The organism is Lentzea atacamensis, from assembly GCF_003269295.1.
Taxonomy (GTDB): Bacteria; Actinomycetota; Actinomycetes; order Mycobacteriales; family Pseudonocardiaceae; genus Lentzea; species Lentzea atacamensis.
The window spans coordinates 528,318-551,562 of the sequence record NZ_QLTT01000001.1 but is presented as its reverse complement, the minus strand read 5'-3'; the positions used below and the strand labels follow the sequence as shown (position 1 = coordinate 551,562).

Sequence of the window (23,245 nt, the reverse complement as noted above, 5' to 3'; positions counted from 1 at the left end):
GACAGTGCTTTCACTCTTATGTCGCAACGGTACAACGCATGTTCGTGCTGCTCGCCGGGTATTCGGTGATCCCAAACCCACGGCTGAAGCCGCTCACACGCGAGGGAGTGGTTGTGATGGCACACGTGCGTCGTCTGGTGGACGTCCGGACCGGTGACGAATTCGATCAACCGGTTCCCTTCGGTCTGGTGTACCCGGTGTGCACCGCGGACGGGTCGGCCCCTCCCAGTCAGCGTGGGCGGACGTGGGAACACCTCGTGGCGAGCGACCGCGAGCTGCGTCAGGTCTCCTAGTGCCGTGAGATCCGTGTGAAGGTCGCCCGCACCGGGTATTGCCTGGTCGGGTGACCCGGCCGGGTGCCCGTGCGAAGGGAGCTCGACATGGACTTCGGACAAGGGCTGACCGACGCCTGGCGCGCGGTCATCACGTTCGTGCCCAAGCTCGCGGCCTTCCTGCTGATCCTGTTGATCGGCTGGTTCGTCGCCAAAGCCGTGGCCAAGCTGGTCGACAAGGTGCTCGAGCGGGTCGGGTTCGACCGGCTCGTCGAGCGCGGCGGTGTGCGGCAGATGCTGTCGCGCACCAAGTACGACGCGTCTGACCTGCTCGCGAAGCTGGTTTACTACGCGCTGATCCTGATCACGCTGCAGATCGCGTTCGGAGTGTGGGGTCCGAACCCCGTCTCCGTGCTGCTGACCGGCATCGTGGCGTGGCTGCCGAAGGCCGCGGTCGCGATCATCATCGTCGTGGTGGCGGGCGCGATCGCCAATGCCGCCAAGGACTTCATCGGTGGCGCGCTCGGTGGTCTGTCCTACGGACGCGTGCTGGCCAACATCGCGTCGATCTTCATCTGGGCGCTGGGCGTCATCGCGGCGCTGAACCAGATCGGTGTCGCCACCACGGTGACCACACCGGTGCTGATCGCGGTGCTCGCGACGGCCGGCGGCATCCTCGTCGTCGGCGTGGGTGGCGGTCTCATCCGTCCGATGCAGGACCGCTGGGAAGGCTGGCTGGGACGCGCGGAGCAGGAGCTGCCGCAGGCACAGGCTCAGGCGGAGGCCTACCAGCGCGGCCGTGAGGACGCGGTGCGAGCCGGTGCCGAGACCACGCCGGTCACGTCGGCCGAGCCGGTCACCACGACCCCGCGAGAGGTTCCGGTGGAGGACCCGGTGCTCGGCGCGCGGAGGCCTGAGGACCGCTGACAGATGTTCCAGAGAGAGGCGCACCCGCTGGGTGCGCCTCTTTTCACGTGAGCTCGGGAAGCGCGTACACGTCGTCTGTCAGCGGCTTCACGTCGTGCGCGTGCGCGAGCTGGCAGACCGCCATGAGCCGGACGCCGAGCCACGACGTCGGCGTCCAGTCCGAGTCGACCGCGTTGTCGAGCAGTCCACGTCCGTACGCGGCGAGCAGCACGACCGCGCCCACCGTGCCGGCACCCTCGACACCGAGCACGAGGATGTCCCGCACCGCCGCGCCGTGCTGGTCGACCTCGGCCGCGAGCGCGGGTGTGACGGCGAGCGCCGTCCACCCGGCCATCCCGATCCGGTCGGACAGCTCGGAGATCCACCGCCGCGCGTTGATCTCGCGCCAGGTCGCACGCATCCGGACACGGTAGCCGGGTCCGGTGAAATCCTGGTTTGAGGGGTCTCGAGCCGGGTACTCGGTCCCGATGCGTCAAGCAGTCGGCGCGTGGATTCGGCTGTGGAGGCGAGCGATGACCCTCGACGACATGTCGTTGCAACAGCTGCGCGTGACCGCGTTGGAGAAACTGGACAACGCCGTCTGCACAGCCCTGACCAACATCGAAGCGGACGAGGCCCGCAAGTACCTGAGCGAGGCGCTGGCCGACTGCGCGGCGACCGGCACCGCTGTTCCGGCCCAGGCCCTCGCCTGCGTGGAGGCGGCGGACGAGCACCTGGGCTACAGCGAGCGGATGGAGGCGCGGACCCTGCTGACGGTCGCCCACCGCCTGCTGGCCCACGTGCAGCGTCCGATGCTCGTGCCGAGCCCGTCCAGGCCGGGTGACGTCACGTTGCGTGCATGATTCACGGCCGTCCCGGGTATCTCGAACGCACGTTCGAGTGAAAGGGGTGGTCATGAACCGCACGCCGGAGAAGGACCCGCGGGACTGGACGACCGGTGACGAGCCGATGACCGGTCCTCAGGAGTCCTACCTGCACACCCTCGCCCAGGAAGCAGGCGAGGAGGTACCGGACGACCTCACCAAGGTGGAGGCGTCGCAGCTCATCGACCGGTTGCAGCAGAAGACCGGGCGCGGGAGCTGACGACCCGCACGGTCTTGAGCTCCGGGTCGGCCGGATCGGGCAGCTGCATGCCGGCGGCGAGTCCGCTGCGCACGTAGTCCAGCACGTCGTCGGTGATGACCTCGCCGGGCAGCACCGCGGGCGCGCCGGGCGGGTAGGGCGTGATCATCTCGGCGGAGATCCGCCCGGCCGCCCGGTCCGCCGGCACCTGCTCGACCTCCGCGAAGAACGCGTCGCGCGGCAGCATCGCCGTCTCCAGCTGCAGCTCGTCCGGCGAAGGCAGGTCGACGGGCTTGGGCGAGGGCAGACCGGCCTCGGTCAACGCTCGCAACGCCTCGACGAGCTTCTGGGCCGAGCGGTGGTCGTCGGCCTGGGTGAACTGGGCGACGATCCGGCGGTGGTCGGAGAGCCCGAGCGTGACCCGCTGGTGCTCGCGCAGCCAGTCCGTGGCCTGGTGGCCGCTGATGTCCAGCCCCGACACGTCGATGACGACCTTCAGCGGGTCGAAGGAGTGCACGAGGCCGCCGAACTCCATGACGTGCAGTCCTGGCAGGCGCTCGATGACGGACCGGGTCGACTCGGCCAGTGCCAGCGCGGCGGTCAGCAGCAGCTCGCCGTGCTGCACCATCTGCCGGCGCCAGCCGTCGAGGGTGGCGTAGACGAGCGAGGTCGGGCTGGTGGTGCCGAGCAGGTCCTCACGAGCCTTGAGCGCCTTGGGGTCGACCAGGTCACCCTGCAGGTGGAACACCGAGCTCTGCTCCACGGCGGCACCGGACTTGTGCACGCTCGTCACGACCACGTCGGCGCCCGCGTCCATGCCCCACGGCGGCAGGTCGTCGTGGAACGGCAGATGCGCGCCCCACGCCTCGTCCACGATCAACGGCTTGCCGAACTCGTGGCACACGTCGGCGATCGCCCGGATGTCACCGCACGTGCCGTAGTCGGTGGGCGTGACCAGCAGCATGCCCTTGGCCTCCGGTTCGGCCTCGAACAGCTCGCGCACGCGGTTCGCGCCCGGTGGATGGGCCAGGTGCCGCTCGGCGTCCCAGTCCGGGCTGATCCACACCGGACAGACCCCGCTCAGGATCAGCCCGGACACCACGGACTTGTGCGCGTGCCGCGGCACGATCAGCTTCTCGTGCGGCCCGGCCACCGACAGCATGGCGCTCTTGACCGACAGCGAGCTGCCGCACGTCGAGAAGAACGCGTGCTCGGCGTGAACCGCGTCCGCCATCAGCTCCTGCGCGTGCTCGATCACGCCACCGCGCATCAGCCGGTCGTCCAGGCCGTTCAACGCGATCACGTCGGCCTCGAACACCTCCCGGCCCAGCACGTCGAGAACCCTGGGGTCGACACCCCTGCCCTGACGGTGCCCCGGCGGCGTGAACGGCACGTAGCCGCGCTCGCGGAACTCCTGCAACGCCTCCAGCACCGGTGCTCTGCTGTGGTCCATGCCGGTGGAGTAGCCCGCCGGGGACCGTCTCGAACCTCACCGCAGCAGCGGCCGCACGAGCTCGTGAATGTGACTCGACGGTTCGAGGCCCAGCTCGGCCCGCAGCCGCGTCCGGTAGCTCTGGTACTGGCGCACGGCCTGCGCCGGGTTCCCGTCCGCCAGGTGCAGCTCGACGAGCGTGCGGTGCGCGCTCTCCCGCAACGGATCGGTCTGCACGGCGGCGAGCGCGGCCTGGTACGCGTGATGACGATCCCCTGACACCCGGAACCTGTCGCTGAGCACCTCCAACGCGCGCAACCGGGCCTGATGCCACCAGTCGCGCTCGGCCTCCACCCACGGCTGCCACCAGCCGGGCAGCAGGTCGGCCTTGAGCATCGTCACCGCCTCGGGGCTGGCGCCGGGCGCGGCGGCGAACGCGCAGGCCCGCCGGAAGTCGACGTCGACCTCGGCGCCGAGCACGAGCGCGTCCTCGGTGACCACGATCAGTGGTGTCTCCGGTTTGACGAGCCGCCACAACGAGGAGCGCAGACACGCACCCGCCCTGCGTTCGGTCGTGTCCGGCCACAGCAGTGCCGCGGCGACCCGGCGCGGCACCGGTGAGTCGCGCAACGCCAGCAGTGCCAGCAACCTCCGCGCTCCGGGCACGACGTGGACCGGCCCAGGGCCGCAGTCCAACCGGAAGCCGCCGAGCAGCTGGATGTGCAACCTCGTCATGGTTGCCCGAGTGCCCGGTAGTTGCGTCCTCACACACCTTCGCGGCGAAATTGCTCCGTCCTGACCAGCGGCGGTGACGCGCCGGTGTCGTGCGCGTGCCGGCACCGAGCCGTTCGAGTCACGGGCCCTGCCTAGCTTCGCGGTGAACCACGAGCAAGGAGGCGCGATGTTCCTGCACACCAGCAGGTTGCAGTTCGAGGCGAAGCCCGATCGCCCGGACGCGCACTACGCCCGCAAGCTCCAGGAGCTCATCGGCGGCGCGTACGGCGAGATGACCGTGACGATGCAATACCTGTTCCAGGGCTGGAACTGCCGGATGGAGGGCAAGTACAAGGACCTGATCATGGACGTGGCCACCGAGGAGATCGGTCACGTCGAGATGATCGCGACGATGGTCGCGCGGCTGCTCGAGAACGCACCCGCCGACGTGACCGCCCAGGCGGTCGCCGACGACCCCGTCATCGCGGCGGTGATCGGCGGCATGGACCCGCAGCAGGCGATCGTGAGCGGGGGCGGACCCACGCTGTCCGACAGCAACGGCGTGCCCTGGAACGGCCGCTTCATCGTCGCGAGCGGCAACCTCATGGCCGACTTCCGCGCGAACGTCGCGGCCGAGGCGCAGGGCAGGCTGCAGACCGCACGGCTGTACAACATGACCGACGACACGGGCGTGCGCGACATGCTGAAGTTCAACCTCGCGCGCGACACGGCACACCAGAACATGTGGCTCGCCGCGATCGAGGAGCTGCAGGAAGACGGCCTCGAAGGCCCGATCTCGCCCAGCGCGCTGTTCGACGAGGAGTACGCCGAGCACGCGGGCACGATCTGGCACAACTCCGACGGCCGCGCCGGGGCGGAGGGCGGCTGGGCGTCCGGCACCGCACCGGACGGCGTGCACGAGTTCTCCTACGTGATGGAACCGGAACCGCTGGGCGGCAAGGCATCGGCACCGAAGCCCGACCCGTTGCTGTACGCCACCAGCCCGGCGAACCTCGGGCTGATCGAGAAGGCGATCCGCAAGCTCACGTGAGGAGGGTGTGCTGATGGCCGGCATCACGGTGCCAGCTCGCGTCCGGTCGACGGCCGTCGTCATGGGTCCGGCGTTCGTCGTCGCGGTCGCCTACGTCGATCCCGGCAACTTCGCGACGAACATGGCGGGCGGTGCGGCGCACGGATTCCTGTTGTTGTGGGTGATCGTCAGCGCCAGCCTGCTGGCGATGTTCATCCAGTACCAGTCGGCGAAGCTCGGCATCGTGACCGGCCGCAACCTGCCGGAGCTCTGCCGCGAGCACTACCCGCGTCCGGTCACCGGAATGCTGTGGGTGCAGGCGGAGCTGGTGGCGATGGCCACCGACCTGGCGGAGTTCGTGGGCGCGGCGGTGGCGCTGAACCTGTTGTTCGGCGTGCCGCTGCTGCCCGCGGCCCTGATCACGGCGGTGGTGTCGTTCGGCATCCTCGCCATGGCGCCCCTGCGGCGCCGCCGCTTCGAGTCGGTCATCATCGGCCTGCTCGCGATCGTGCTCGGCGGCTTCCTCTACCAGACGCTGCACCTCGGCCCGCTGACCGGAGCGTTGGCCGGGCTCGTGCCGGGGTTCGCCGGGGTCGACAGCGTGCTGCTCGCCACCGGCATGCTCGGCGCCACCGTCATGCCGCACGTCATCTACCTGCACTCGGCGCTGACGCAGCGGCACCACCGGCCGGGCGACGTCCGCGGCGTGCTGCGGGCCAGCCGCACGGACATCCTCGTGGCGCTGGGCGTGGCCGCGACGGTGAACGTGAGCATGCTCGTGGTCGCGGCCGGCGCCTTCCACCAGGCCGGTGCGCCGCGGGAGTCGTTGGAGGACATGCACTCCGGGCTCGGGCAGCTGCTCGGGCCGGGCGCGGCACTGGCGTTCGCGCTCGCGTTGCTGGCGTCCGGGCTCGCCGCGTCGAGCGTGGGCACGTACTCCGGCCAGGTGGTGATGGAGGGCTTCCTTCGCCGCCGGATCCCGTTGTGGCTGCGGCGATCCGTGACCATGGCGCCCGCGCTCGCGGTGCTGGCGTTCGGCGTGGACCCGACGAAGGCGCTGGTGCTGAGCCAGGTCGTGCTGTCGTTCGGGATCCCGTTCGCGTTGGTGCCGATGGTCCTGCTGGCCAGACGGCGGGACGTGATGGGCGCGTCGGTGAACCGGCGCGGCGTGACGATGGCCGGTGCGGCGGCGGCTCTGGTGATCTCCGCGCTGAACCTGTTCCTGCTCGTGCGGACGGTGGTGGGCTGATGATCGCGGCATTGGTGCTGGGCGTGGGGATCGGGGGCTTCCTGGACGGGATCGTGGCGCATCAGCTGCTCGGCTGGCACCACATGCTCTCGGGCTGGTACCCGCGCGAGGACATGCGGCTGATGATGGTCGGCGACGGCCTGTTCCACCTGTTGTGCCTGGTGTTCGTACTCGTCGGGGTGGCGCTGCTGAACCGGCGCGCGCCGCTGCCCGACCGGGTGCTGCTGGGTGGCATCCTCGCCGGGTGGGGTGTGTTCAACCTGGTCGAAGGCGTGGTGGACCACCAGATCCTCGGCATCCACCACGTGCGGCCAGGACCTGATCAACTGGCGTACGACCTGGCGTTTCTCGCGTCGGGGGCGGTGCTGCTGGTGATCGGGTCGCTGTTTGCCCGTCGCGCGCGGGGGTAGTCGTCCGGTGTGGAAATCGAACAGAGGGTGACCGAGTCGAGCCTGCTGGCGAGCTTCTCCGACTACCTCGAGGCCCAGCGGCTCGTCGACCGGATGTCGGACGAGGGCTTCCCGGTGGAGAGCGTGCGGATCGTGGGCGAGGGCGTGCGCACCGTCGAGCAGGTGACCGGCCGCATGACGCGCGGCAGGGCGGCGGCAGCGGGCGCGGGTGGCGGTGCCTGGTTCGGTGTGCTGGTCGGGCTGTTGTTCGGCCTGTTCACCGCCGGTGCGGTCTGGGTGTGGCTGCTGCTGGTCAGCCTGGTGATCGGTGCGTTCTGGGGTGCTGTCTTCGGGTTCGTCGCGCACTGGAGCACGCGTGGGAAGCGGGACTTCTCCAGCGTGATGACGTTGCAGGCGCAGCGGTACGAGGTGCACGTGGACAAGGAGCGGGCGGCGGAGGCGGCGAGGTTCGTTCTCTAGTGCCGCGACCACCAATCTTCGCCGCGTCTTCCGGCGCTCAGCAGGGCGCCTCGCGGCACCGGCCCCACGCCCACATACATCCAGTATGAGGACGTGGGGCCGGCACCACGATGCGCCCGTCCGAACGTCGAAATACCAGGCAAAGACTGGAGGCCACGGCACTAGATGCAGACTTTCTTGCCCTACCCGGACTTTGCGGCGACAGCGCGCGTGCTGGACCGCCGGCGGCTCGGCAAGCAACGGGTCGAGACTTTGCAGGTGCACCGCGCGCTGATCGTGCCCGGCCACGGCTGGCGGCACCATCCCGCGGTGAAGATGTGGGCCGGGTACGAGGAAGCGCTCGTGCGGTACGGCCTGGAGATCTGCGCCGAGTGGAGGGCCGCGGGGTTTCTGGACACGTGCGAGGCGACCATGCGGTCGGATCTGGCGCGCGCCAGGAACATCACGGTGATCCGCACCCAGGAGGAGCTCGCCGCGGCGGGGGAGCTGCCCGGCTGGCTGGGCGACGAGGCGGTGCATCGCAGCCACCGGTCGGCGTTGGTGCGCAAGGATCCTGAGCACTACCGGCGCTACTTCCCCGACGTGCCCGACGACCTGCCTTACGTCTGGCCGGGTCCGCCCACGCTCACGCGAACCGTGAACCCGTCGTCGCCGAGTCCCATCGACACGTAGTCGCACGTGCGGTGCAGGATCCACAGCCCGAGCCCGGCCGTCCTGGTCGCGGTGGTCGGTACCAGCCCGGCCAGCGGATCCGACGGGCCGGGTCCCCGGTCGGTCACCGTCACCACCACGCGCGAGGCGTCCGCCCACAGCCGGAACAGCACGGGCGCGACGCCGTGGGTCAGGCCGTTCGTGACGATCTCGCTGGCCGCGTACACGACGTCGTGCGCGTCGTCGTCGGACAGGCTGGTGCCCCCGATCGCGGCGTTGACCGCCTCCCGCACCGCCGCCGGCGTCGGGTCGATCAGCGTGACCAGCGGCGAGCCCCGTTCCAGCACGTCGGGGACGAGCCTGCTGAGCGCGAGACCGTTGCCGAAGTCGGCGTTGGGCAGGTGCTCGCCGGAAGCCGTGGCGATGTACTCGTGGGTGCGTGCGACGTCGGCGAGCACCTCGGCCGGGGTGATCCTGGTGTCGTAGGGGCACAGGCCCCACAGCGGGAACTCCGCGTACACCTGGTTGATGGCGTTCTCATAACGGCCCCACCAGTCCCACGGCACGCCCAAGCCGGGGTGCGGCACGTCGCCGATCGTGCGGATCTGGGGAGCGCCCGCCCTGGCGTACGCGCCGAACAGGTCGCGGTAGTTCGCGATCGCGTCGGCAGGCCGCGCGTACTGGTCGGCGCCCGGCAGGTAGGTGACCCCGTTGTCACGGCCCAGTGCGTCGCGCAGCAGCGTGGTGTTCTTCTCGGCGCACGCGATCACCGTCGGCTGACCCGCGCGCAGGCCGCCCTCTACGAACGGCACCGCGATCGTCAGGAACTCGTCGTCCGAGCCGTAGAGGGCGGTCTGGTGGTAGAAGCCCGTCATCGGACGCACTTCACGTCGTTCAGCCCGAGCAACGAGACCAGGCGTGCGAGTGAGGACCGCTGCGAACGGAGGACCAGCGTGGCCGCGTTCGTGCGCGCGTACCCGTGCAGCGTCAACAGGCCGTGGTGGTCGATGAAGCGCAGACCGGTGGCGTCGACGCGCAGGGCCCCGCGCTCGGGGGTGGCGTTGTCCAGTGCCAGCGACAGCAGGTCCAGGCTCACGCTGTCGATCTCGCCGTGCAACGCGATGCCGTCCTCGGTGGCGTGCAAGCGGAACGGTGCGCACCGTGCGTTGTTGACCGGGTGCAGGGAGTTGAGCCGCGCGATCGTCGGCTCGGGCAGCTCCGCGCGGTGGTAGGCGCACATGGCGGAGAACGGTTGCGCCGTCATGTACCGGTCGATGAGGTGCTCGTAGCGGCAGATCGCGTCGAGCGAGTCCGGTGAGCGCACGAGCGCGGTCGCGTCGGCGGCCACGCGCAGTCCGGTGAAGCCGTCGCGGAGCGCAGCACGCGTGGCCGCCGCGTACACCTTGACCTGCTCCTCCGGCGTGGCCGTCGCAGAGCGCGGCTCCAGGCGGACGACCTCGGCGCGGCCGTCCCGCAACGCCTCGGCGAGCACGGGTTCCGTTGCCAGATGCGTGGCCAGGTCGTCACCGCGTGCCACGTAACAGGCGCGCTGCCCCAGCTCCAGCCCGTCGGCGAGGAACTCCGCCGCCCGCGCGCGGAACTCGGCGAAGTCGTCGAAGGGCCAGCAGAGGTGGTCGTTCGGGTGCATCCCGACGACAACGTCGGTGACACCGGACGTGCGCATGACGTCCGATCCTACGCCCGCGTTCTGTGGTCCATCCGAGGGAACCTGTGGCCCGATCGGCGATGTGCGGCCCGCGAGACCGCACATGCACGTGTACTGCGTTACGGTCGACTCGGGTTGAGCAGGCAGCCCGTGTGGCGGTCGCGCCGATCAGTGAGAGGTTGCCGCATGTGCGCCGACGAGCTTCCGTTCCAGACCACGCGCGAGAGCGTGGGCGCGGCAGTGGTGGTGCAGGTCGCCGGTGAGCTGGACCGCGAGACGGCGGAGGAGCTGTCCGACTGCCTGAGCAGCGCGGTGCGTTCCGTCGACCCGCCCGCTCCCGTGGTGGTCGACCTGACCGGAGTGGACTTCATCGGTGCCTGTGGCATCAGGCTGCTGCTCGATCACCAGGACAAGTGCCTGCGCAGGGGAAGCGAGCTCGTTGTCGTCGCGAACACCGTCGCGGTGCTGCGGCCGTTGCAGGTGCTGGAGCTGACGGGCGTGCTCGGCGTGCGGCCGTGCCTGCCGGACGTGCTGGCCGTGCCGGAGGTGTCCGGCCCGGCGTGATCCGTCCACAACGGACTCGAAGGAGGAACGCCCACGGACCCGGCCTTCGCCATGCTCGCCAACCTGCTCGAGGACAGTCATCTCATCACCCTGGAGCAGGTACCCGAGCTGGTCGGAAAACGCGCGGCCACCGTGGGGTTCTCCGAGCTGCTGATCCTGCTCGCGGATCTGCGCGAGGAGGTGCTGGTCGCGCTCGATCCCGGCGGGGTGCGGTCGTTCCGCGTCGACGCGAGCCTCGCGGGCAGGGCGTTCCGCGACTTCACGATGGTGACCACCGCGCGGGAGGTCGACCACCACTTCTGGATCCCGTTGCTGGACGGCACCGAACGGCTGGGCGTACTGGGCGTCGCCGCTCCGGACGACTCGAAGTCCACTGTGGACACCTTGCGTGCGCTGGCGTCACTGCTCGCGCTGATCCTGGTGAGCAAACGCCCGCACAGCGACACCTACCAGCGGCTCGTGCGCACCCGGCCGATGACGGTCGCGTCCGAGGTCGTGTGGCCGTTGATGCCACCACTCACGTTCGCCACGGACAATCTCGTGCTGGCAGCCGTCCTGGAGCCCGCGTACGAGATCGGCGGCGATGCCGTCGACTACGCGATCGAGGGTGACGTGGTGCACCTGTCGATCTTCGACGCGATGGGCCACGACCAGGCGGCCGGCCTCACCGTCGCGCTGGCCACGGGCACGTGCCGCGCCCATCGGCGGCGCGGCCTGGGCCTGGTCGACACGAGCGTCGCCGTGGACGAGGTGATCGGCGAGCAGTTCGGCGGCCTGAGGTTCGCGACCGGTGTGCTCGCCCGCCTCGACTTCCGCACCGGCAGGCTGAACTGGGTCAACCGCGGCCACCCGCCACCGCTGCTGATCCGCCAGGGCCGCTGGCTGCGGCAGCTGCAGTGCCGCCCGGCGCCGCCGATGGGCTTCCGGCTGCCCTCGAAACCGGTGCTGTGCCACGAACACCTCGAGCCCGGCGACCGGCTGCTGTTCTACACCGACGGCATCATCGAGGCGCGTGACGTCCGCGGCCGCCAGTTCGGCCTGCGGCGGTTCGCGGACTTCGTGATCCGCCGCGAGGCCGACGGCCACGCGGCACCCGAGACGTTGCGGCGCTTGATGCGCAGTGTCCTCGACCACCAGAGCGGGAGGCTGCAGGACGACGCGAGCGCACTTCTCGTGGAGTGGCAGCACGACCGCGAGAAGTCACTGCTCGTGTCGACGCCTAACCGTGCCTGATCCAGCGCAGCACCACCCAGATCACGGCGATCCCGGCCAGCACGCCGAGCCCGGACCGTGCGGTGACGACGCGCTCGATGTCGGTCTGCCTGTTGAGCGCCTTGTCCTTCTTCATCCGGCAGCCCCCTTCCGTGCCTGGAACGTCTAGAGCATGGGCGGCATCGCCCGGTAGCTCTCGGTGTAGTAGTCGCCCGTCCGGCGCCGGTAGTCCTCGTGGTCGTCCGGGTCGTACTCGGGCGCGTTCTTGATCTGTTCCTTGGTGCGGTCGACGTAGACCTTGCGCTCCTCGTGGTCCACCCGCTGCACCGTGCCGACGGGCAGCACCACGGTGCGCCCGAAGATCCACGGGCCCGTGGAGATCATCAGGCAGTCGTTGGGCACCTTGGCGTTGTCGTCGTCGATCTTGCCGATCTTGCCGTCGGTGGCCTCGACCTCGTAGCCGATCAGGCCGGTGTCGGGCCGCCGCGCGAGCTCGGCCTCGTCGGGTTCGAGCTCTGGCCTGTCGAGCCAGGCCGGGTCTCTCCACACCCACGGGACGAACGGGACTGGTTGCATCTCGGCCTCCCTGGTTCTGGGTCAGCGCCCTCGTGCGGGCGTCTGCTGATGCACGCCGTGACGCAACGGCGTGTTGTCGTTCGGCGAGTGCTGCGGCGACACCCGTGGTGCGCCCGCGCTGCCGCTGACCGGCGGCGTGTTGCGAGGATCGCCTCCGGAAGGCTCCGCGCCCTTCGCGAGCTCGTCGAGCCGGGTGTCGAGGAGCTGCAGCACCGGTGTGCGATGGCCGTGCGCCTGCTCGTGCTCACGCACGCGCCGCAGTTCCTCCTCGCTCAGCGAGCGGATGCGATGCCGCAGGTCGCCGAGCGGGAGCTGGTCGTAGTCGGGTATCGGAAGTTCTTCGGTCACTGGAATCGGCTACCCGGCCCGACCATGTGTCAACCGGGCGTCACTCCCGCGTGACGTCGTCGAGTACGAGCGAGAGGCCGATGCCGAGCATCCACACGTCCTTCGCGAGTCCCATGCCCTGCTCGGTCGGCCAGATGCTGCCCTCCTGCCGCATGCCCGGCGTCTTGACGTAGAGACCGAGCAACGCCCCGGCGAACCCGGCGAGCGCGGCACCGGCGACGGCCGCCGGCACGAACGGTGCCAGCAGCGCCGCGCCGGTCGCGATCTCACCGGCGGCCAGCAGCCTGGTGAACCGCCGTGCGTCGAGCTTGCCGAGCACGGGGTAGGTGCTCGCGGCCCAGCCGTGCAGCTGACCGGCCGTGTCCTCGTCGGCGTTGCGCTTGCCGAGCCCGGAGTGCAGCACGTACGCCCCGGTGACGACGCGCGCGGGCAGCTGCCGCAGCAGTGAGCGGCTGATCATGTCCTGGCCTCCTCGGTGAGCGTTCGGGACCGAAGCCGCCGGATACCCTTCACGTGCGGCCGAGGAACCTCTTCATCATGTCGATCTGCGCGCCGCGGGACTTCTCGATGCGGCCCGCGAGGTCCTTCACGTCCTCGTGCGCGCCACTGCCCGCCTCCCACCGAGCCATCTGCACGGCGTCGTCCTGGTGGGCGATGAGGACGTTGAGCAGCCGCCGGTCGAACTCCGCACCGCGCAACGCCCGCAGCCGGGCGATCTCCTCGGGTTTCGTTCGCCGGATGCCGCCGTGACCCGCGTGCGAGTCCGGTGGTGCTGTCAGCGGTTCACCCCACGAGGTCAGCCAGTCCTTCATTGTGGCGATCTCGGTCACCTGGGTCGACTCGATCGCCGCGGCCAGCATCCGCAGCTCCTCATCGGACGCCCGGTCCTTCGCCAGCGCCACCATCGAAACGCCCTGCTCGTGGTGCGGGAGCATCATCTGCAGGAACATCACGTCCAACGGGTCGCCGCGCAACACGGTGTCCGGCTGCGGAGCGCAACCGGACACCGCGAAGGCGAGCAACAGCAGGAAGATCCGCATCAGAGGCGTTTCCACAGTGCCGGCGTGTTCGGCGGTTCCCACCCGGCGATGGCGGTGTGCGCCAGGGTGCACTCGTAGCTGGAACCGTTGTAGGTCACGCGGTTGCCGATCTGGTACGTCGTGCCCGCCGCCCACGTTCCGCTCGGTGGCGGGGGAGTTGTGGTGGTCGTGGGCGGTGGCGTCGGGTTGCTGGTCGTGGGCGGCGGGTTCGTGCCGCCGCCGAAGTCGACGTCCGAACACGTGTAGAACGCCTCCGCGCTGCCGACGACGCGTTGCCAGATCGAGTAGATGATGTGCCGGCCGGTGCGGTGCGGGATGTTCAGCGTCCAGTTCGTGAACGTGGTCGGGTTCTGGTTGTTGAACGTCTGCAGGTGCACGAGATCCGACCAGCGCAGCGGCTGCGTCGGGCTCCAGCCGTCCCTGGTGATGTAGAACTCGAAGTTGCTGTTCGAGTGCGGTGCCGACGCGTGGTAGGTCACCGTCAACGGCCCGGCGGAGACGCGCTTGGCCGGCCAGTCGGCGCGTTGCAGGTCGAGGCCGCGGTACTTGTCGCGGCCCGCGCTGCACAGCTTGCCGTCCGGGATGATCTGGCGGTGGCGGCCGCCCGCGTCGAGAAGTGACACCTCGTTCCAGTCGTAGAACGCCTGTGTGCCACCGGCGGCGACAGCCGCCTTGCACGCGTCGGACTTCGGGTTCTCGGGGCCCTCCTGCTTGCACGTGTAGACCCGGCTGGCCGGGTCGGACATCGTGCCGTGGGCGCTGGCGGTCGTCAGGGGAACGACGAACGCGACGGCCAGTGCGGTGGATGCGACGAGACTCGCGAGCGCGAGCCGATTCCGTGTCTTCACAGCTCCTCCTGGCAGGCGGAGGCGGCGAACACGAAGGTGTTCGCACAGCGGGATCGGCGGCCCTGTTCACGAGTGTAAACAAGTGGTTGGACCATTTCGTCGGCCAACCGAAGGAATTCACCCGCGGAGAACCTTTGACAGCAGAGCATTCAGCGCGGTCGCGGTCGTCGTCGCTCCCGCCGCGATGCTCCAGCCGACAGGTCCGAGCGGTGTGCAGCCGAAGAACCCGCTCACCCCGGGCGTCTGGATCACCGCGGCCAGCGCCGCCGCCGAACCCAGGCTCGCGCCGAGCACCCGCCGGTCCAACCCGCCCGTGACGAGCGTCTGTCCCAGCTGAGTGCCCACCAGCGCGGCCAGCGCCACCGTGCTCGCCCGCCGCGACCGGCCGGTGAGCCGCGCGATGGCCCACGCCGTGCTCGCGCCGAACGTCGTCGTCAGCGCCCGCAACATGATGTCGCGGTCGAGCTGACCACCCAGCGACGTCTCGGGTCCTTCGTGGAGCAGGCTCTCCATCTGATCGGCCTTGGGCGGGCGCAACGCGATGGCCAGCGCGGGCGCGAGGTCGGTCAGCAGGTTCACCAACAGGATCTGCCGCGCGTTCAGCGGAGACCGGCCGGTGATCAGTGCGGCGAGGACGTTGAAGCCGATCTCGCCGAGGTTGCCGCCGAGCAGGATCGCCAGTGCCTCGCGCACCGACGACCACATCGCCCGGCCTTCCAGCACGGCGGCGGTGATCGTCTCCAGGCGGTCGTCGGTGACCACGAGATCGGCCGCGCTGCGAGCGGCCGGGGTGCCGCGCCGGCCGAGCGCGATGCCGACGTCGGCCAGGCGGATCGCCGGAGCGTCGTTGGCACCGTCGCCGGTCATCGCGACCGTGCGCCCGACCCGTTGGTAGGCCTGGATGATCCGGACCTTGTGGGTGGGGCTGCAGCGGGCGATGACGTCCACTTCGGACAGTGCGGTGGCGAGCTTGTCGTCGTCCAGCTCGTCGAGCTCCGAGCCGGTGATCACGCGCTGGTCCTCGGTGGGATGCACGGTCGAGGCGATCGCGTCCGCGGTGGCCGGGTGGTCACCGGTGATCATCACTACCTTCACGCCCGCGGCGGCGAGTTGTTCGGCGGCGGGAGCGGCACTGTCGCGCACCGGGTCGGCGAGTGCTACGAACCCGCGGAACTTCAGGTCCCGCACCGCCTCGTCGTCCAGCTCGATGTCGTCGACGACGCGCTCGGCCACGGCCAGCACGCGGTGACCCGATCCGGCCAGCTGTTCCATGCGGTCCTTGATCGCGGCGCGTGAGCCCTCGTCCAGGGAGCACCGCGCCAGCACGATCTCGGGTGCGCCCTTGACGCTGAGCAGGGTCCGCTTGCCGATCGTGCCGATGGTCGCGTGGTAGCCGCGTGACGGCTCGAACGGCAGGTCGGCCGTGCGCCGCCACGAACGGGCACCCGTCCGGACGCCGACCCGTGCCTTGCGCGCGCCCGTCAGCACGGCCCGGTCGGTCTGGTGCTCCAGCTCCTCACGGTTGCGCGCGGCGGGCGTGGCCCGAATCGCGGCACCCAGCACGTCCCGCAGCGATCCGTCCAAAGAGGACACCTCGGCGTGCCGGTCGGCGGTGCCCACCCTGGCGAGGCTCAGACTGCCCTCGGTCAGCGTGCCCGTCTTGTCGAAGCACAGCACGTCGACGCGTCCCAGAGCTTCGATCGTGCGCGGGTTCCTGACCAGCGCGCCGTGATCGGCCAGGCGCCTGGCCGCACCGAGCTGGGCGGCGTTGACGAGGAACGGCAGCCCCTCCGGCACCGACGCGACAGCGAGGTTGACCGCGGCGCTCAGCGTCTCCTGCGGCGGAATCCCGCGCAGCAGACCGGATCCGGTGACCGCGGCGGCCGCACCCAGCGCGAGTGGCATGGCCGTGCGGGTGAGCGACTCGAGCCGTGACTCGACGCCACCGGTCGGCGTGTGCTGGCGCGCGGTGGCCATGCTGCGCCCGGCCTCCGTCGCCATCCCGGTGGCCACGACCACGGCGATCGCGTTGCCGGTCGCGATGGTCGTGCCCTCGTACAGCATCGAGCTGCGCGCGGAGATGTCCGCGGCGACCACCGGAGCGCTGTCCTTGGCCACCGGCAGCGACTCGCCGGTCAGCGACGACTCGTCGGCCTCCAGCGCGGTGGCCTCGATGATCCGGCAGTCCGCGGGCACGACGTCGGACGACCGCAGCACCACGACGTCGCCCGGCACCAGGTCGCCGGCCGCCACGGTGATCTCCGCGCCGTCACGGCGGACGCACGCCCCCACCGCGGACAGCTTGAACAGGTCGGCGAGCGCACGGTCGGTCTGCACCCGCTGCACGCTCCCGACCAGCGCGGACGCCCCGGTGATGGCCGCGACCAGCCCCGCGTCCATCGGTGAGCCGACCGCCGCCGCCAGTGCCGCACCCACCGCGAGGACGGGGGTCAGCGGGTTCGCGAGCTCCTCGACGAACGCCTGCCAGAGGCTCAGCCCGAGCGGTTCCTGACCGGTGCCGGACGCACGGGCCCGCTGCTGCGCCTCCTTGCCGTCGAGCCCTTCGACGTCGGCTTGGAGGCGCTCCAACACCACGTCGACGGGCATGAGATGCCACGGCGTGGTGCTGACCGGTGGCGAGACGGGCCGGGAAAGCAACTGGTGAGCGCGCCAATGCCCGAGTGCGAACCCGATCGCCGCGGCCGCGTTGCCCGCGAAGAGTCCCCGCGAGGCCGCGCGCGGAGCGGTTCCCTGCACGGCCGCCACCGCGCCGACCCCGGAGCCGCCCGCGGCGAGCTTGATGCCGTCCGAGTCCACCCGTGACGCCACGCCGACCGCGTCGATCACCAGCGCGGCGGCCTCGAAGTCGTGTCCCACCAGCACATGCGCGCCCCACGCGGGCGGCTCACCCGCGCGGAAGGCCCCGAGCCCGCAGTCGGCCGCACCCAGCGCCCGCCGGTCACCGGACAGCAGCAGCACGACCCCGCCGTTTTCCTCCAGCGACCGCACCGACCCCGTCAGCTCCGCTCCACCGGGCACGACGTCGTCGACGAAGGCGAACTTGCCGTTCGGGCCGTCGGCGGCCAGCACGACTCGCGCGCCGGCCCTGCGCGCGGCGGCGGCGATCGCCTGCACGCCGTGCGCGTGCTGGGCCGACACCCCGACCACGGCCAGCAGCTTCTGTCCTTTCGAGAGCCCCAGCACGTCGTCGGCACCGCGCTTGCGCAGCCGCTGCGCCCCCTGCTTGCCGCGGGTGCCCTCCAACGGCCCGAGCCGCCACCCGTCGGCCTCCTGCACCTCGTCAGGCGCCTGCGGGTCGAACAGCTCGAACGCCACCGCCGCGATCTCGCGCGGATCGGCCCCGGCCATCGGCACGACGTCGGTCAGCTCGGTGTGGCCCGTGCGCAGCGCCCGTTCGTCGAGCAGGACGGTGTCGATCTGCCCGAGCCTGCGCAGCACACCGCGATCCATCACGATCACACCGCGTTTGGCGAGAATCCGCCCGAGGTAGGTCGCGAAGCCCTCCTGTGCCGCGGCGGGCGCCTTGGGCGTGCTGGCGAGCCCGAGCGCCAGCGCGCGCCGGGGCCCGAAGAACGGCACGGCCGCACCGGCTGCGAGCGCGCCGACGCCCATCGCCCGTTCGGCATACCGGTCGACCGGGTCCTGGGGCAGCTTGGCCGGCCGGGGCTGCAGCACGGGCTCACCCGCCGCGTGCTCGGGCCCGGCGACCAGCGTCGGTTCGGCCTTGTTCCACGCCTTGCGGTAGGCACGGGCCTCGCGGATCTGCGCGATCCGCTCGGCGCCGTCGAGCAGGATGCCCTCGCCACCGGCCGCGAGGCCCTGAGCCAGGGCGGACACGTGCGGCAGCACCGAGTCCGACTGCTCCTTGCCCACGAGGCTCCGCAACCGGGGGTGGTGCTGGAAGATCGATCCGAGCGCGGCGATCTCGGTGGGCAGCGGCACCCATTGCGTCAGCCTGGTCAGCGCCGACAGCCCCAGCCCGACGGCGTCCGCGGCCAGCGCCGACACGGTCTGCCGGGTGGCGGGTCCCTCACAGGGGTGATGCAGCTCCTCGCACGGTTCCTCGTCGCTGTGTTCGGCGGCGTGGCGCTCGGCCCGCTCGATGATCCGGATCAGCTCGTCCCGGCGCGGCCCTGGCGAGTCGACGGCGACGACGACGCGTTGCGCGGGCGCGTTGACCCGTGCCCACAGCACGCCGTCGAGGTTCTCGAGCCGTTGCTCGACCTCCTTGATCAGGCGCCGGGCGTGCGGCGTGTCGAGGCCGTGCACCTCGACGTGCAGCCGCCCCTGCCGTGCCCAGACCTGCCTGCGCCGCAGTCCGGCGAGATCCCTCAGCAACCCTGGCAGATGCACGTCAGGGGGATGACCTGCGGCCGGAAACGCCAAACACTCCGCCACGATCGCGCGATCATTAGGCTTGCTGACATGTCCACCGGCCCGAGACCTGACGATGCGCACGCGCTCGACGAGCTCATCGCTCAGCTGCGCGCGCTGAAGGTGTGGGCGGGAAACCCGTCGCTGCGGCAGATGGAGAAGCTGTCGGGGCTCGCCCGCAGCACACTGGCCGACGCGCTCAACCCGCGCAGGAAGACCGCGCCGGCGCTGGAGGTGTTCCGCGGGCTGCTGCGGGCGTTCAGCGTGACGGAGGACGAGGCCGAGCCGTGGCTCGCCGCGTGGCGCCGGGTGCAGTCGGAACCGGCCCGCGTCCCGGCCGCGGTGCCGCGGCAGCTGCCGGCGGCCGTGCCGGGTTTCACCGGCCGCGCCAAGGCGTTCAAGGAGCTGACCGCGCTGCTGGAGGGTGGCAGCCGGCTCGCGGTCGTGTGCGGGATTCCCGGCGTCGGCAAGACCGCTCTGGCCGTGCAGTGGGCGCACCAGGTGGCGAGCCGGTTCCCGGACGGTCAGCTCTACCTGGACCTGCGCGGCTACTCGTCCGGGCCGCCGGTCACCCCCGACCAGGCGCTGGCGCTGGCGATCCGCGCGTTCGGCGTGCCCGGCGAGGAGATCCCGCTGCAGCAGGACGCGATGGTCGGCGTGTACCGGTCGATCACGTCGGACAAGCGCGTGCTCGTCATGGTCGACAACGCGCCGAGCGCCGCCCACGTGCGACCGCTGGTGCCGGGCGGGCCGGGCTGCCTGACCGTCGTGACGAGCCGTGATCGCCTCGCCGGGCTCGTCGCCCGCGACGGCGCGCACCGTCTGGAGCTCGGTGTGCTCACCCCCGAGGAAGCACCGGCGGTGGTGATCAGCGTGCTGGGCGCGGAGCGCGTGCTGCGCGAGGAGCGCGCCGTCGACGAGCTCGTGCGGCTCTGCGGCTACCTCCCGCTCGCCCTGCGGATCACCGCGGCGAACCTCGCCGACCGTCCACATCAGACGATCGCGGAGCTGATGGCCGAGCTGACCGCGTGGCGCAGGTCGTCGCGGCTGCCGCGGACCGCGGCGGCCGTGATCAGGGCGTCGATCTCCAACCGGCCCGAGCCCTTGGCGAGCGAAAGTGCCTGTTCCGCGCACCGCAGCGCCTCCTGCGGCCGTCCGGCGTCGCGGTGCACGCGGGCGAGGTCGTCGAACGCGGCGGCCTCGCTGACCCGGTCCTCGTGGTCGTGGTTGAGCTGCTGGACGCGGCACAGGAAGTGCGCGGCCGGGTCGAGGTCGCCGAGGTAGCGGTGCACGACGCCGAGCGCGCCGAGCGAGTTCGCGGCGGACCTGGTCTCGCCGAGGTGAAGAAGCTGTCCGCGTCACTGATCGCCGCCCTGGCTCTCGGCATGTGCGCCACGCCCGCCGCGCACGCAGACAGGTGCATCGGCGACCCCGTGTACGACCCCGGTTCCGGCGGTCAGTGCTACTTCGCCGTGGCACCCGCCATGACCGGTGCCGAGGCGACCGTGAAGGGCAAGTGGTTCGACCGATCGCCGTTCATCGACCCGCAGCTGTCCTACCTGAAGGACACCGCGGACGACGGCCAGGACGCCTCCCTGTGGGTGCGGTGGGAGGCGGGCGAGAAGGAGCTCGCCCGCGTCTCGGGTGCCGGTGCGACGACAGAGGTCCGCTGGCCCTTCGCCCCGTCCATGAACTCGTTCTCGGCGCGGGTGTGCGTGGGACCGGACACGACGAACTGCTCGGACTGGAGGACCTGACCGGCTGTCCGGATGTGTCCGGGGTCGTCCGAACGTCTTTCCCGGTGCGGGGCCTGGGACAACGCTCGGAGGTGTGCTGATCTCACCGAGACGCCGCCGGTCCGGCCTGGGGGTCTGGATCGTCGGCGTCACCCGTTCCGTTCCACCGTCAACCGTGATCCTGCCCCGCAGCAGCTAGTGCGATGAGTTCTGGTCACATGCCTGGTCCACTCCTCATGAGCAGACTCGAGAGGAGTGGACCAGGCTGGACCTGCACAGCGTGATGTGTGAGTGACCTCGCCAGGTCGATGGTGCGGTGGAACGGGTGGGCGGGTCGATGGTCACGTTCGGGGTGAGCGGGACCGCGTTCACCGAGACGTCGGCCCGGCTTGCCACGCACGGTGTCAGCCACGGCACCGTTGAGACCGGGTCTCGTTGCCCTGGAGGCTTGCCGGAAACGGGGTCTGCCTGCTCTCCCGCTGGAACCGGCGGTAGAAGTCCGTCATCACTCCGGCGATCGGGCTGTGGCGGGTGAGGATCGCCGCGACCCGCGGCGGAACTCCCGGCGGGAGCTCCCCTCGGGCACAGGCGCGGACGAACGCGGTGAAGTCGTCCCCCTTGTGCCCGTACAGAGCGGCGATGAGCCACATCACCAGGTGTGTGGCGGTGTAGTGCCGGTCGTAGGCCCGGTGCTCGGCGAAGAAGCGGGCTTCGTCCTCGGACAGGTCGAACCGGGACGAGATCGCGAGGCCGTAGTCCGCGAAGTACAGGCGCTCACCGTCGGTCAGGATGTTCTGGAAGTGACCGTCGAAGTGCAGCACACCACGGGCGTTCAGGAACGAGATCCCGGCCTGCAGCTGCGCCTCGACCATGGCGCAGGCGCTCTCGGTGGCCTCGTCACCGGCTTCGACCCGGGCACCCAGCCAGTCGTGCAGGTTCTGCGGGAGGTACTCGAGGAACAGCGCGATGCTCGCCGTGGAGTCCCGCAGAGCCTCGATCCGCTGACGTACCTCCGGTGCGCCTTCCCAGTAGGCGACCGCTTTCTCGACGTCGGCCAGTTCCTCGGGCAGCGACTGCCCGGTGTGCGGGAGCACCCGCCAGTGGTACGTCAGCGGGAAGCCCTCGTACTCCTGCCCGAGCACCCAGTTCGTCGTCATGGTGTGCACGGCCAGTTCCCGCCACGCGCCGAAGCCCGGCCCTCCGATGATCCCGACACCGAAGTGGCAGAAGGCCGGTAGCTCGAAGAGGTTCGCCGTTGACCTGGTGTTCTCCGGCCGCAGGTCCAGGTCGGTCAGCGGGATCCGCTTGACGAAGACCGGGGTGCCGCCGATGTCCAGCAGCGCCGTCGGCCCGCCGATGCCGGACCCCAGCGGTTCGGCGTGGTCCACGAGGTCGCGCAGTTCACGATCGCTGAGCAGGGACAGCGCCGTGGAGACGGCGGTGTGGGCGGCCAGACGCGCACCGTGGGACATGTCCATGTCAGCCATGATCCCTTCTGGGACTGCGGGATCCGTCCTGTTGCGACAACACTGGGCGCAGGACCTGCAGAAGGGGCATCGCTATGACCAGTGATCCGACCGTGAACGCGTTCATCGCCGCCGTGAACGCGGGCGACAAGGACGCGTTCTTCGAGCTGCTCACGCCGGACGCGACCATGTCCGACGACGGCACGGACCGCGACCTCCGCGCGTGGACCGCCAAGGAGATCTTCGACGACAACGGGCACATGGAGGTCGAGTCCGAGTCCGACGGTGGGAAGTCGCTGATCATCCGGTACCGCAACGACACCTGGGGAGAGATGCGCACGTACTGGCGGTTCGTCGTAGAGTCGGGAAAGGTCAGCCGCTTCGAGACGGGACAGGCGTAGATGAGCGACGAGAACGTGCTGGGCCGCATCAACGAACTGGTCGACGAGGAGCACAGGCTGCGTGAGCAGCTAGCGGCCGGTGAGATCACCACGGACGAGGAGCACGCGCGGCTGCGCGCGCTGGAGGAAGCCCTCGACCAGTGCTGGGACCTGCTGCGGCGACGGCGGTCGGCTCGTTCGCAGGGTCGGGACGCGGACGACGTGTCCACCCGTTCCGTCGGTGAGGTCGAGGGCTACCTGCAGTAGCCGCTACTCCGCGTCGCGGAAGATGATCCACCGCATCACGCTGTACAGGAAGGCTGCCTCGCAGGCGCCGGCGACGATGCGGGACAGGTGGTACTGGACACCGATCGCGGCCAGCGCGCTGCCGACGCCGAGGATGAACGCCAGGTAGTTGATCAGGATCGCCACGGCGTACAGGCCTGCCTGCGGGCCGACGGGCGCGTGCGAGCGGAAGTTCAGCGCGCGGTTGAGCACGAAGCTCAGGCCGAACGCGAGCACGTATGCCACGGTGAACGCGACCGGCACCGGCAGGCCCAGGCCGCTGCGGAACACCGTGAGCAGCACCAGGTCGACGGCGAACGTGAACCCGTTGATCAGCGCGAAGCCCAGCAGGCTCGGCGCGACGATCTTCGAGAGTCCGAACGGCAGCCACCTCACGACGACTTCCATCAGCGCGTGGAACCGCTGTCCGAGGTCACTTCTGTTGTCCGCCTTGGTGCCGCCGGTCATGATCTCGACAGTGCCACGACCGGGAGGGACGAACCGGGCAAACCACCACGTCTTG

29 protein-coding genes are annotated in these 23,245 nt (G+C 70.4%); 14 read left to right on the top strand and 15 right to left on the bottom strand.

Translation table 11 applies throughout. The features are described from left to right. The first annotated feature begins 38 nt into the window (after positions 1 to 38). Positions 39 to 293 (top strand): hypothetical protein, encoded by a 255-nt coding sequence (locus C8D87_RS02850; protein ID WP_109636645.1) that lies wholly within the window; start codon positions 39 to 41, stop codon positions 291 to 293. A gap of 87 nt (positions 294 to 380) precedes the next feature. Then, entirely contained in the window at positions 381 to 1,199 is an 819-nt protein-coding gene (locus C8D87_RS02845) for a mechanosensitive ion channel family protein (RefSeq protein WP_112225420.1), read from the top strand. Between the two features lie 43 nt (positions 1,200 to 1,242). On the opposite strand, the gene C8D87_RS02840 is transcribed toward C8D87_RS02845, so the two are convergent. After that, the gene (locus C8D87_RS02840) at positions 1,243 to 1,599 is read right to left on the bottom strand and encodes a DUF6401 family natural product biosynthesis protein (protein WP_109636647.1); all 357 of its coding nucleotides are present in this window, start codon (positions 1,597 to 1,599) and stop codon (positions 1,243 to 1,245) included. A gap of 112 nt (positions 1,600 to 1,711) precedes the next feature. Between C8D87_RS02840 and C8D87_RS02835 the strand changes: the two genes are divergently transcribed. Together C8D87_RS02835 and C8D87_RS02830 are read left to right on the top strand one after the other, a co-directional pair. Then, the gene (locus C8D87_RS02835) at positions 1,712 to 2,041 is read left to right on the top strand and encodes a hypothetical protein (RefSeq protein WP_109636648.1); all 330 of its coding nucleotides are present in this window, start codon (positions 1,712 to 1,714) and stop codon (positions 2,039 to 2,041) included. 52 nt (positions 2,042 to 2,093) lie between these two features. Further along, complete coding sequence (locus C8D87_RS02830; protein WP_109637064.1) at positions 2,094 to 2,282, top strand: DUF3072 domain-containing protein; 189 nt, start codon at positions 2,094 to 2,096, stop codon at positions 2,280 to 2,282. Here the strand turns inward: C8D87_RS02830 and C8D87_RS02825 are convergent. Next, the gene (locus tag C8D87_RS02825; RefSeq protein WP_109636649.1) at positions 2,242 to 3,714 is read right to left on the bottom strand and encodes an aminotransferase class I/II-fold pyridoxal phosphate-dependent enzyme; all 1,473 of its coding nucleotides are present in this window, start codon (positions 3,712 to 3,714) and stop codon (positions 2,242 to 2,244) included. The two genes, C8D87_RS02830 and C8D87_RS02825, sit on opposite strands and share 41 nt — an antisense overlap. Positions 3,715 to 3,750: 36 nt before the next feature. Continuing rightward, positions 3,751 to 4,428: an AfsR/SARP family transcriptional regulator gene (locus C8D87_RS02820; protein WP_109636650.1), complete on the bottom strand. Its 678-nt coding sequence runs from the start codon at positions 4,426 to 4,428 to the stop codon at positions 3,751 to 3,753. 166 nt (positions 4,429 to 4,594) lie between these two features. On the opposite strand from C8D87_RS02820, the gene C8D87_RS02815 reads away from it, so the two are divergent. The 5 genes from C8D87_RS02815 to C8D87_RS02795 all read left to right on the top strand — a co-directional run bounded on the left by C8D87_RS02815 (position 4,595) and on the right by C8D87_RS02795 (position 8,227). Then, the gene (locus C8D87_RS02815) at positions 4,595 to 5,458 is read left to right on the top strand and encodes a manganese catalase (protein WP_109636651.1); all 864 of its coding nucleotides are present in this window, start codon (positions 4,595 to 4,597) and stop codon (positions 5,456 to 5,458) included. 13 nt (positions 5,459 to 5,471) lie between these two features. Beyond that, complete coding sequence (locus C8D87_RS02810) at positions 5,472 to 6,686, top strand: Nramp family divalent metal transporter (protein ID WP_109637065.1); 1,215 nt, start codon at positions 5,472 to 5,474, stop codon at positions 6,684 to 6,686. Next, positions 6,686 to 7,096, top strand: coding sequence for a DUF2243 domain-containing protein (locus C8D87_RS02805; RefSeq protein ID WP_112225419.1), 411 nt, complete (start codon positions 6,686 to 6,688; stop codon positions 7,094 to 7,096). The genes C8D87_RS02810 and C8D87_RS02805 overlap by 1 nt, the downstream gene beginning before the upstream one ends. Before the next feature lie 27 nt (positions 7,097 to 7,123). Continuing rightward, a complete protein-coding gene (locus C8D87_RS02800) occupies positions 7,124 to 7,555 on the top strand; it encodes a YflT domain-containing protein (RefSeq protein ID WP_233441869.1) in 432 nt (143 codons plus the stop codon). A 165-nt stretch (positions 7,556 to 7,720) separates the two neighbouring features. Further along, positions 7,721 to 8,227 (top strand): MSMEG_6728 family protein, encoded by a 507-nt coding sequence (locus C8D87_RS02795; protein WP_109636654.1) that lies wholly within the window; start codon positions 7,721 to 7,723, stop codon positions 8,225 to 8,227. Here C8D87_RS02795 and C8D87_RS02790 read toward each other — a convergent pair. Both C8D87_RS02790 and C8D87_RS02785 read right to left on the bottom strand, forming a co-directional pair. Continuing rightward, complete coding sequence (locus tag C8D87_RS02790; RefSeq protein ID WP_109636655.1) at positions 8,155 to 9,081, bottom strand: sensor histidine kinase; 927 nt, start codon at positions 9,079 to 9,081, stop codon at positions 8,155 to 8,157. The two genes, C8D87_RS02795 and C8D87_RS02790, sit on opposite strands and share 73 nt — an antisense overlap. Next, complete coding sequence (locus tag C8D87_RS02785) at positions 9,078 to 9,890, bottom strand: MEDS domain-containing protein (protein ID WP_109636656.1); 813 nt, start codon at positions 9,888 to 9,890, stop codon at positions 9,078 to 9,080. Before C8D87_RS02785 ends, C8D87_RS02790 begins: the two co-directional genes overlap by 4 nt. Before the next feature lie 168 nt (positions 9,891 to 10,058). Between C8D87_RS02785 and C8D87_RS02780 the strand changes: the two genes are divergently transcribed. Both C8D87_RS02780 and C8D87_RS02775 read left to right on the top strand, forming a co-directional pair. Continuing rightward, positions 10,059 to 10,436, top strand: a complete 378-nt coding sequence (locus tag C8D87_RS02780; protein WP_112225417.1) for an STAS domain-containing protein — start codon at positions 10,059 to 10,061, stop codon at positions 10,434 to 10,436. Between the two features lie 51 nt (positions 10,437 to 10,487). Beyond that, the gene (locus C8D87_RS02775; RefSeq protein ID WP_109636658.1) at positions 10,488 to 11,669 is read left to right on the top strand and encodes a PP2C family protein-serine/threonine phosphatase; all 1,182 of its coding nucleotides are present in this window, start codon (positions 10,488 to 10,490) and stop codon (positions 11,667 to 11,669) included. Here the strand turns inward: C8D87_RS02775 and C8D87_RS48470 are convergent. The 8 genes from C8D87_RS48470 to C8D87_RS49070 form a co-directional block, all read right to left on the bottom strand. Then, positions 11,656 to 11,784 carry a hypothetical protein gene (locus C8D87_RS48470; RefSeq protein WP_267899823.1) on the bottom strand — a complete coding sequence of 43 codons (129 nt, stop codon included), beginning with the start codon at positions 11,782 to 11,784 and terminating at the stop codon, positions 11,656 to 11,658. The two genes, C8D87_RS02775 and C8D87_RS48470, sit on opposite strands and share 14 nt — an antisense overlap. A 29-nt stretch (positions 11,785 to 11,813) precedes the next feature. Beyond that, positions 11,814 to 12,224, bottom strand: coding sequence for a PRC-barrel domain-containing protein (locus tag C8D87_RS02770; protein ID WP_109636659.1), 411 nt, complete (start codon positions 12,222 to 12,224; stop codon positions 11,814 to 11,816). A gap of 21 nt (positions 12,225 to 12,245) precedes the next feature. Beyond that, complete coding sequence (locus C8D87_RS02765; RefSeq protein ID WP_211337331.1) at positions 12,246 to 12,572, bottom strand: hypothetical protein; 327 nt, start codon at positions 12,570 to 12,572, stop codon at positions 12,246 to 12,248. Between the two features lie 40 nt (positions 12,573 to 12,612). Beyond that, positions 12,613 to 13,032 carry a hypothetical protein gene (locus tag C8D87_RS02760; RefSeq protein WP_112225416.1) on the bottom strand — a complete coding sequence of 140 codons (420 nt, stop codon included), beginning with the start codon at positions 13,030 to 13,032 and terminating at the stop codon, positions 12,613 to 12,615. A 49-nt stretch (positions 13,033 to 13,081) separates the two neighbouring features. Next, on the bottom strand, positions 13,082 to 13,627 hold the full coding sequence (locus tag C8D87_RS02755; protein WP_112225415.1) for a DUF305 domain-containing protein: 546 nt from the start codon (positions 13,625 to 13,627) through the stop codon (positions 13,082 to 13,084). Next, positions 13,612 to 14,460 (bottom strand): lytic polysaccharide monooxygenase, encoded by an 849-nt coding sequence (locus C8D87_RS02750; RefSeq protein WP_109636662.1) that lies wholly within the window; start codon positions 14,458 to 14,460, stop codon positions 13,612 to 13,614. The genes C8D87_RS02755 and C8D87_RS02750 overlap by 16 nt, the downstream gene beginning before the upstream one ends. A gap of 117 nt (positions 14,461 to 14,577) precedes the next feature. Further along, complete coding sequence (locus C8D87_RS02745) at positions 14,578 to 18,834, bottom strand: HAD-IC family P-type ATPase (protein WP_215732143.1); 4,257 nt, start codon at positions 18,832 to 18,834, stop codon at positions 14,578 to 14,580. A 1,013-nt stretch (positions 18,835 to 19,847) separates the two neighbouring features. Beyond that, positions 19,848 to 20,027: a hypothetical protein gene (locus tag C8D87_RS49070; RefSeq protein ID WP_411711351.1), complete on the bottom strand. Its 180-nt coding sequence runs from the start codon at positions 20,025 to 20,027 to the stop codon at positions 19,848 to 19,850. Positions 20,028 to 20,078: 51 nt separating this feature from the next. Here C8D87_RS49070 and C8D87_RS02735 point away from each other — a divergent pair, with 51 nt between their 5' ends. Further along, positions 20,079 to 20,612, top strand: a complete 534-nt coding sequence (locus tag C8D87_RS02735) for a hypothetical protein (protein WP_170166253.1) — start codon at positions 20,079 to 20,081, stop codon at positions 20,610 to 20,612. 383 nt (positions 20,613 to 20,995) lie between these two features. Here the strand turns inward: C8D87_RS02735 and C8D87_RS02730 are convergent, their stop codons facing one another. Beyond that, a complete protein-coding gene (locus C8D87_RS02730) occupies positions 20,996 to 22,078 on the bottom strand; it encodes a protein kinase family protein (RefSeq protein WP_233441867.1) in 1,083 nt (360 codons plus the stop codon). Between the two features lie 74 nt (positions 22,079 to 22,152). Between C8D87_RS02730 and C8D87_RS02725 the strand changes: the two genes are divergently transcribed. Both C8D87_RS02725 and C8D87_RS02720 read left to right on the top strand, forming a co-directional pair. After that, complete coding sequence (locus C8D87_RS02725) at positions 22,153 to 22,458, top strand: nuclear transport factor 2 family protein (RefSeq protein WP_109636665.1); 306 nt, start codon at positions 22,153 to 22,155, stop codon at positions 22,456 to 22,458. Next, positions 22,459 to 22,704 (top strand): DUF2630 family protein, encoded by a 246-nt coding sequence (locus tag C8D87_RS02720; protein ID WP_109636666.1) that lies wholly within the window; start codon positions 22,459 to 22,461, stop codon positions 22,702 to 22,704. It abuts the gene before it with no gap. Between the two features lie 3 nt (positions 22,705 to 22,707). Here C8D87_RS02720 and C8D87_RS02715 read toward each other — a convergent pair whose 3' ends face one another. Then, on the bottom strand, positions 22,708 to 23,190 hold the full coding sequence (locus tag C8D87_RS02715; protein WP_112225411.1) for a GtrA family protein: 483 nt from the start codon (positions 23,188 to 23,190) through the stop codon (positions 22,708 to 22,710). Positions 23,191 to 23,245 lie beyond the last annotated feature (55 nt).

What these genes read in the sequence shown, in the direction of transcription:
- C8D87_RS02850 (WP_109636645.1), top strand. Translation starts at nt 39, where the DNA reads ATGTTCGTGCTGCTCGCCGGGTATTCGGTGATCCCAAACCCACGGCTG.
- C8D87_RS02845 (WP_112225420.1), top strand. Translation starts at nt 381, where the DNA reads ATGGACTTCGGACAAGGGCTGACCGACGCCTGGCGCGCGGTCATCACG.
- C8D87_RS02840 (WP_109636647.1), bottom strand. Translation starts at nt 1,599, where the DNA reads ATGCGTGCGACCTGGCGCGAGATCAACGCGCGGCGGTGGATCTCCGAG.
- C8D87_RS02835 (WP_109636648.1), top strand. Translation starts at nt 1,712, where the DNA reads ATGACCCTCGACGACATGTCGTTGCAACAGCTGCGCGTGACCGCGTTG.
- C8D87_RS02830 (WP_109637064.1), top strand. Translation starts at nt 2,094, where the DNA reads ATGAACCGCACGCCGGAGAAGGACCCGCGGGACTGGACGACCGGTGAC.
- C8D87_RS02825 (WP_109636649.1), bottom strand. Translation starts at nt 3,714, where the DNA reads ATGGACCACAGCAGAGCACCGGTGCTGGAGGCGTTGCAGGAGTTCCGC.
- C8D87_RS02820 (WP_109636650.1), bottom strand. Translation starts at nt 4,428, where the DNA reads ATGACGAGGTTGCACATCCAGCTGCTCGGCGGCTTCCGGTTGGACTGC.
- C8D87_RS02815 (WP_109636651.1), top strand. Translation starts at nt 4,595, where the DNA reads ATGTTCCTGCACACCAGCAGGTTGCAGTTCGAGGCGAAGCCCGATCGC.
- C8D87_RS02810 (WP_109637065.1), top strand. Translation starts at nt 5,472, where the DNA reads ATGGCCGGCATCACGGTGCCAGCTCGCGTCCGGTCGACGGCCGTCGTC.
- C8D87_RS02805 (WP_112225419.1), top strand. Translation starts at nt 6,686, where the DNA reads ATGATCGCGGCATTGGTGCTGGGCGTGGGGATCGGGGGCTTCCTGGAC.
- C8D87_RS02795 (WP_109636654.1), top strand. Translation starts at nt 7,721, where the DNA reads ATGCAGACTTTCTTGCCCTACCCGGACTTTGCGGCGACAGCGCGCGTG.
- C8D87_RS02790 (WP_109636655.1), bottom strand. Translation starts at nt 9,081, where the DNA reads ATGACGGGCTTCTACCACCAGACCGCCCTCTACGGCTCGGACGACGAG.
- C8D87_RS02785 (WP_109636656.1), bottom strand. Translation starts at nt 9,890, where the DNA reads ATGCGCACGTCCGGTGTCACCGACGTTGTCGTCGGGATGCACCCGAAC.
- C8D87_RS02780 (WP_112225417.1), top strand. Translation starts at nt 10,059, where the DNA reads ATGTGCGCCGACGAGCTTCCGTTCCAGACCACGCGCGAGAGCGTGGGC.
- C8D87_RS02775 (WP_109636658.1), top strand. Translation starts at nt 10,488, where the DNA reads ATGCTCGCCAACCTGCTCGAGGACAGTCATCTCATCACCCTGGAGCAG.
- C8D87_RS48470 (WP_267899823.1), bottom strand. Translation starts at nt 11,784, where the DNA reads ATGAAGAAGGACAAGGCGCTCAACAGGCAGACCGACATCGAGCGCGTC.
- C8D87_RS02770 (WP_109636659.1), bottom strand. Translation starts at nt 12,224, where the DNA reads ATGCAACCAGTCCCGTTCGTCCCGTGGGTGTGGAGAGACCCGGCCTGG.
- C8D87_RS02760 (WP_112225416.1), bottom strand. Translation starts at nt 13,032, where the DNA reads ATGATCAGCCGCTCACTGCTGCGGCAGCTGCCCGCGCGCGTCGTCACC.
- C8D87_RS02730 (WP_233441867.1), bottom strand. Translation starts at nt 22,078, where the DNA reads ATGGCTGACATGGACATGTCCCACGGTGCGCGTCTGGCCGCCCACACC.
- C8D87_RS02725 (WP_109636665.1), top strand. Translation starts at nt 22,153, where the DNA reads ATGACCAGTGATCCGACCGTGAACGCGTTCATCGCCGCCGTGAACGCG.
- C8D87_RS02720 (WP_109636666.1), top strand. Translation starts at nt 22,459, where the DNA reads ATGAGCGACGAGAACGTGCTGGGCCGCATCAACGAACTGGTCGACGAG.
- C8D87_RS02715 (WP_112225411.1), bottom strand. Translation starts at nt 23,190, where the DNA reads ATGACCGGCGGCACCAAGGCGGACAACAGAAGTGACCTCGGACAGCGG.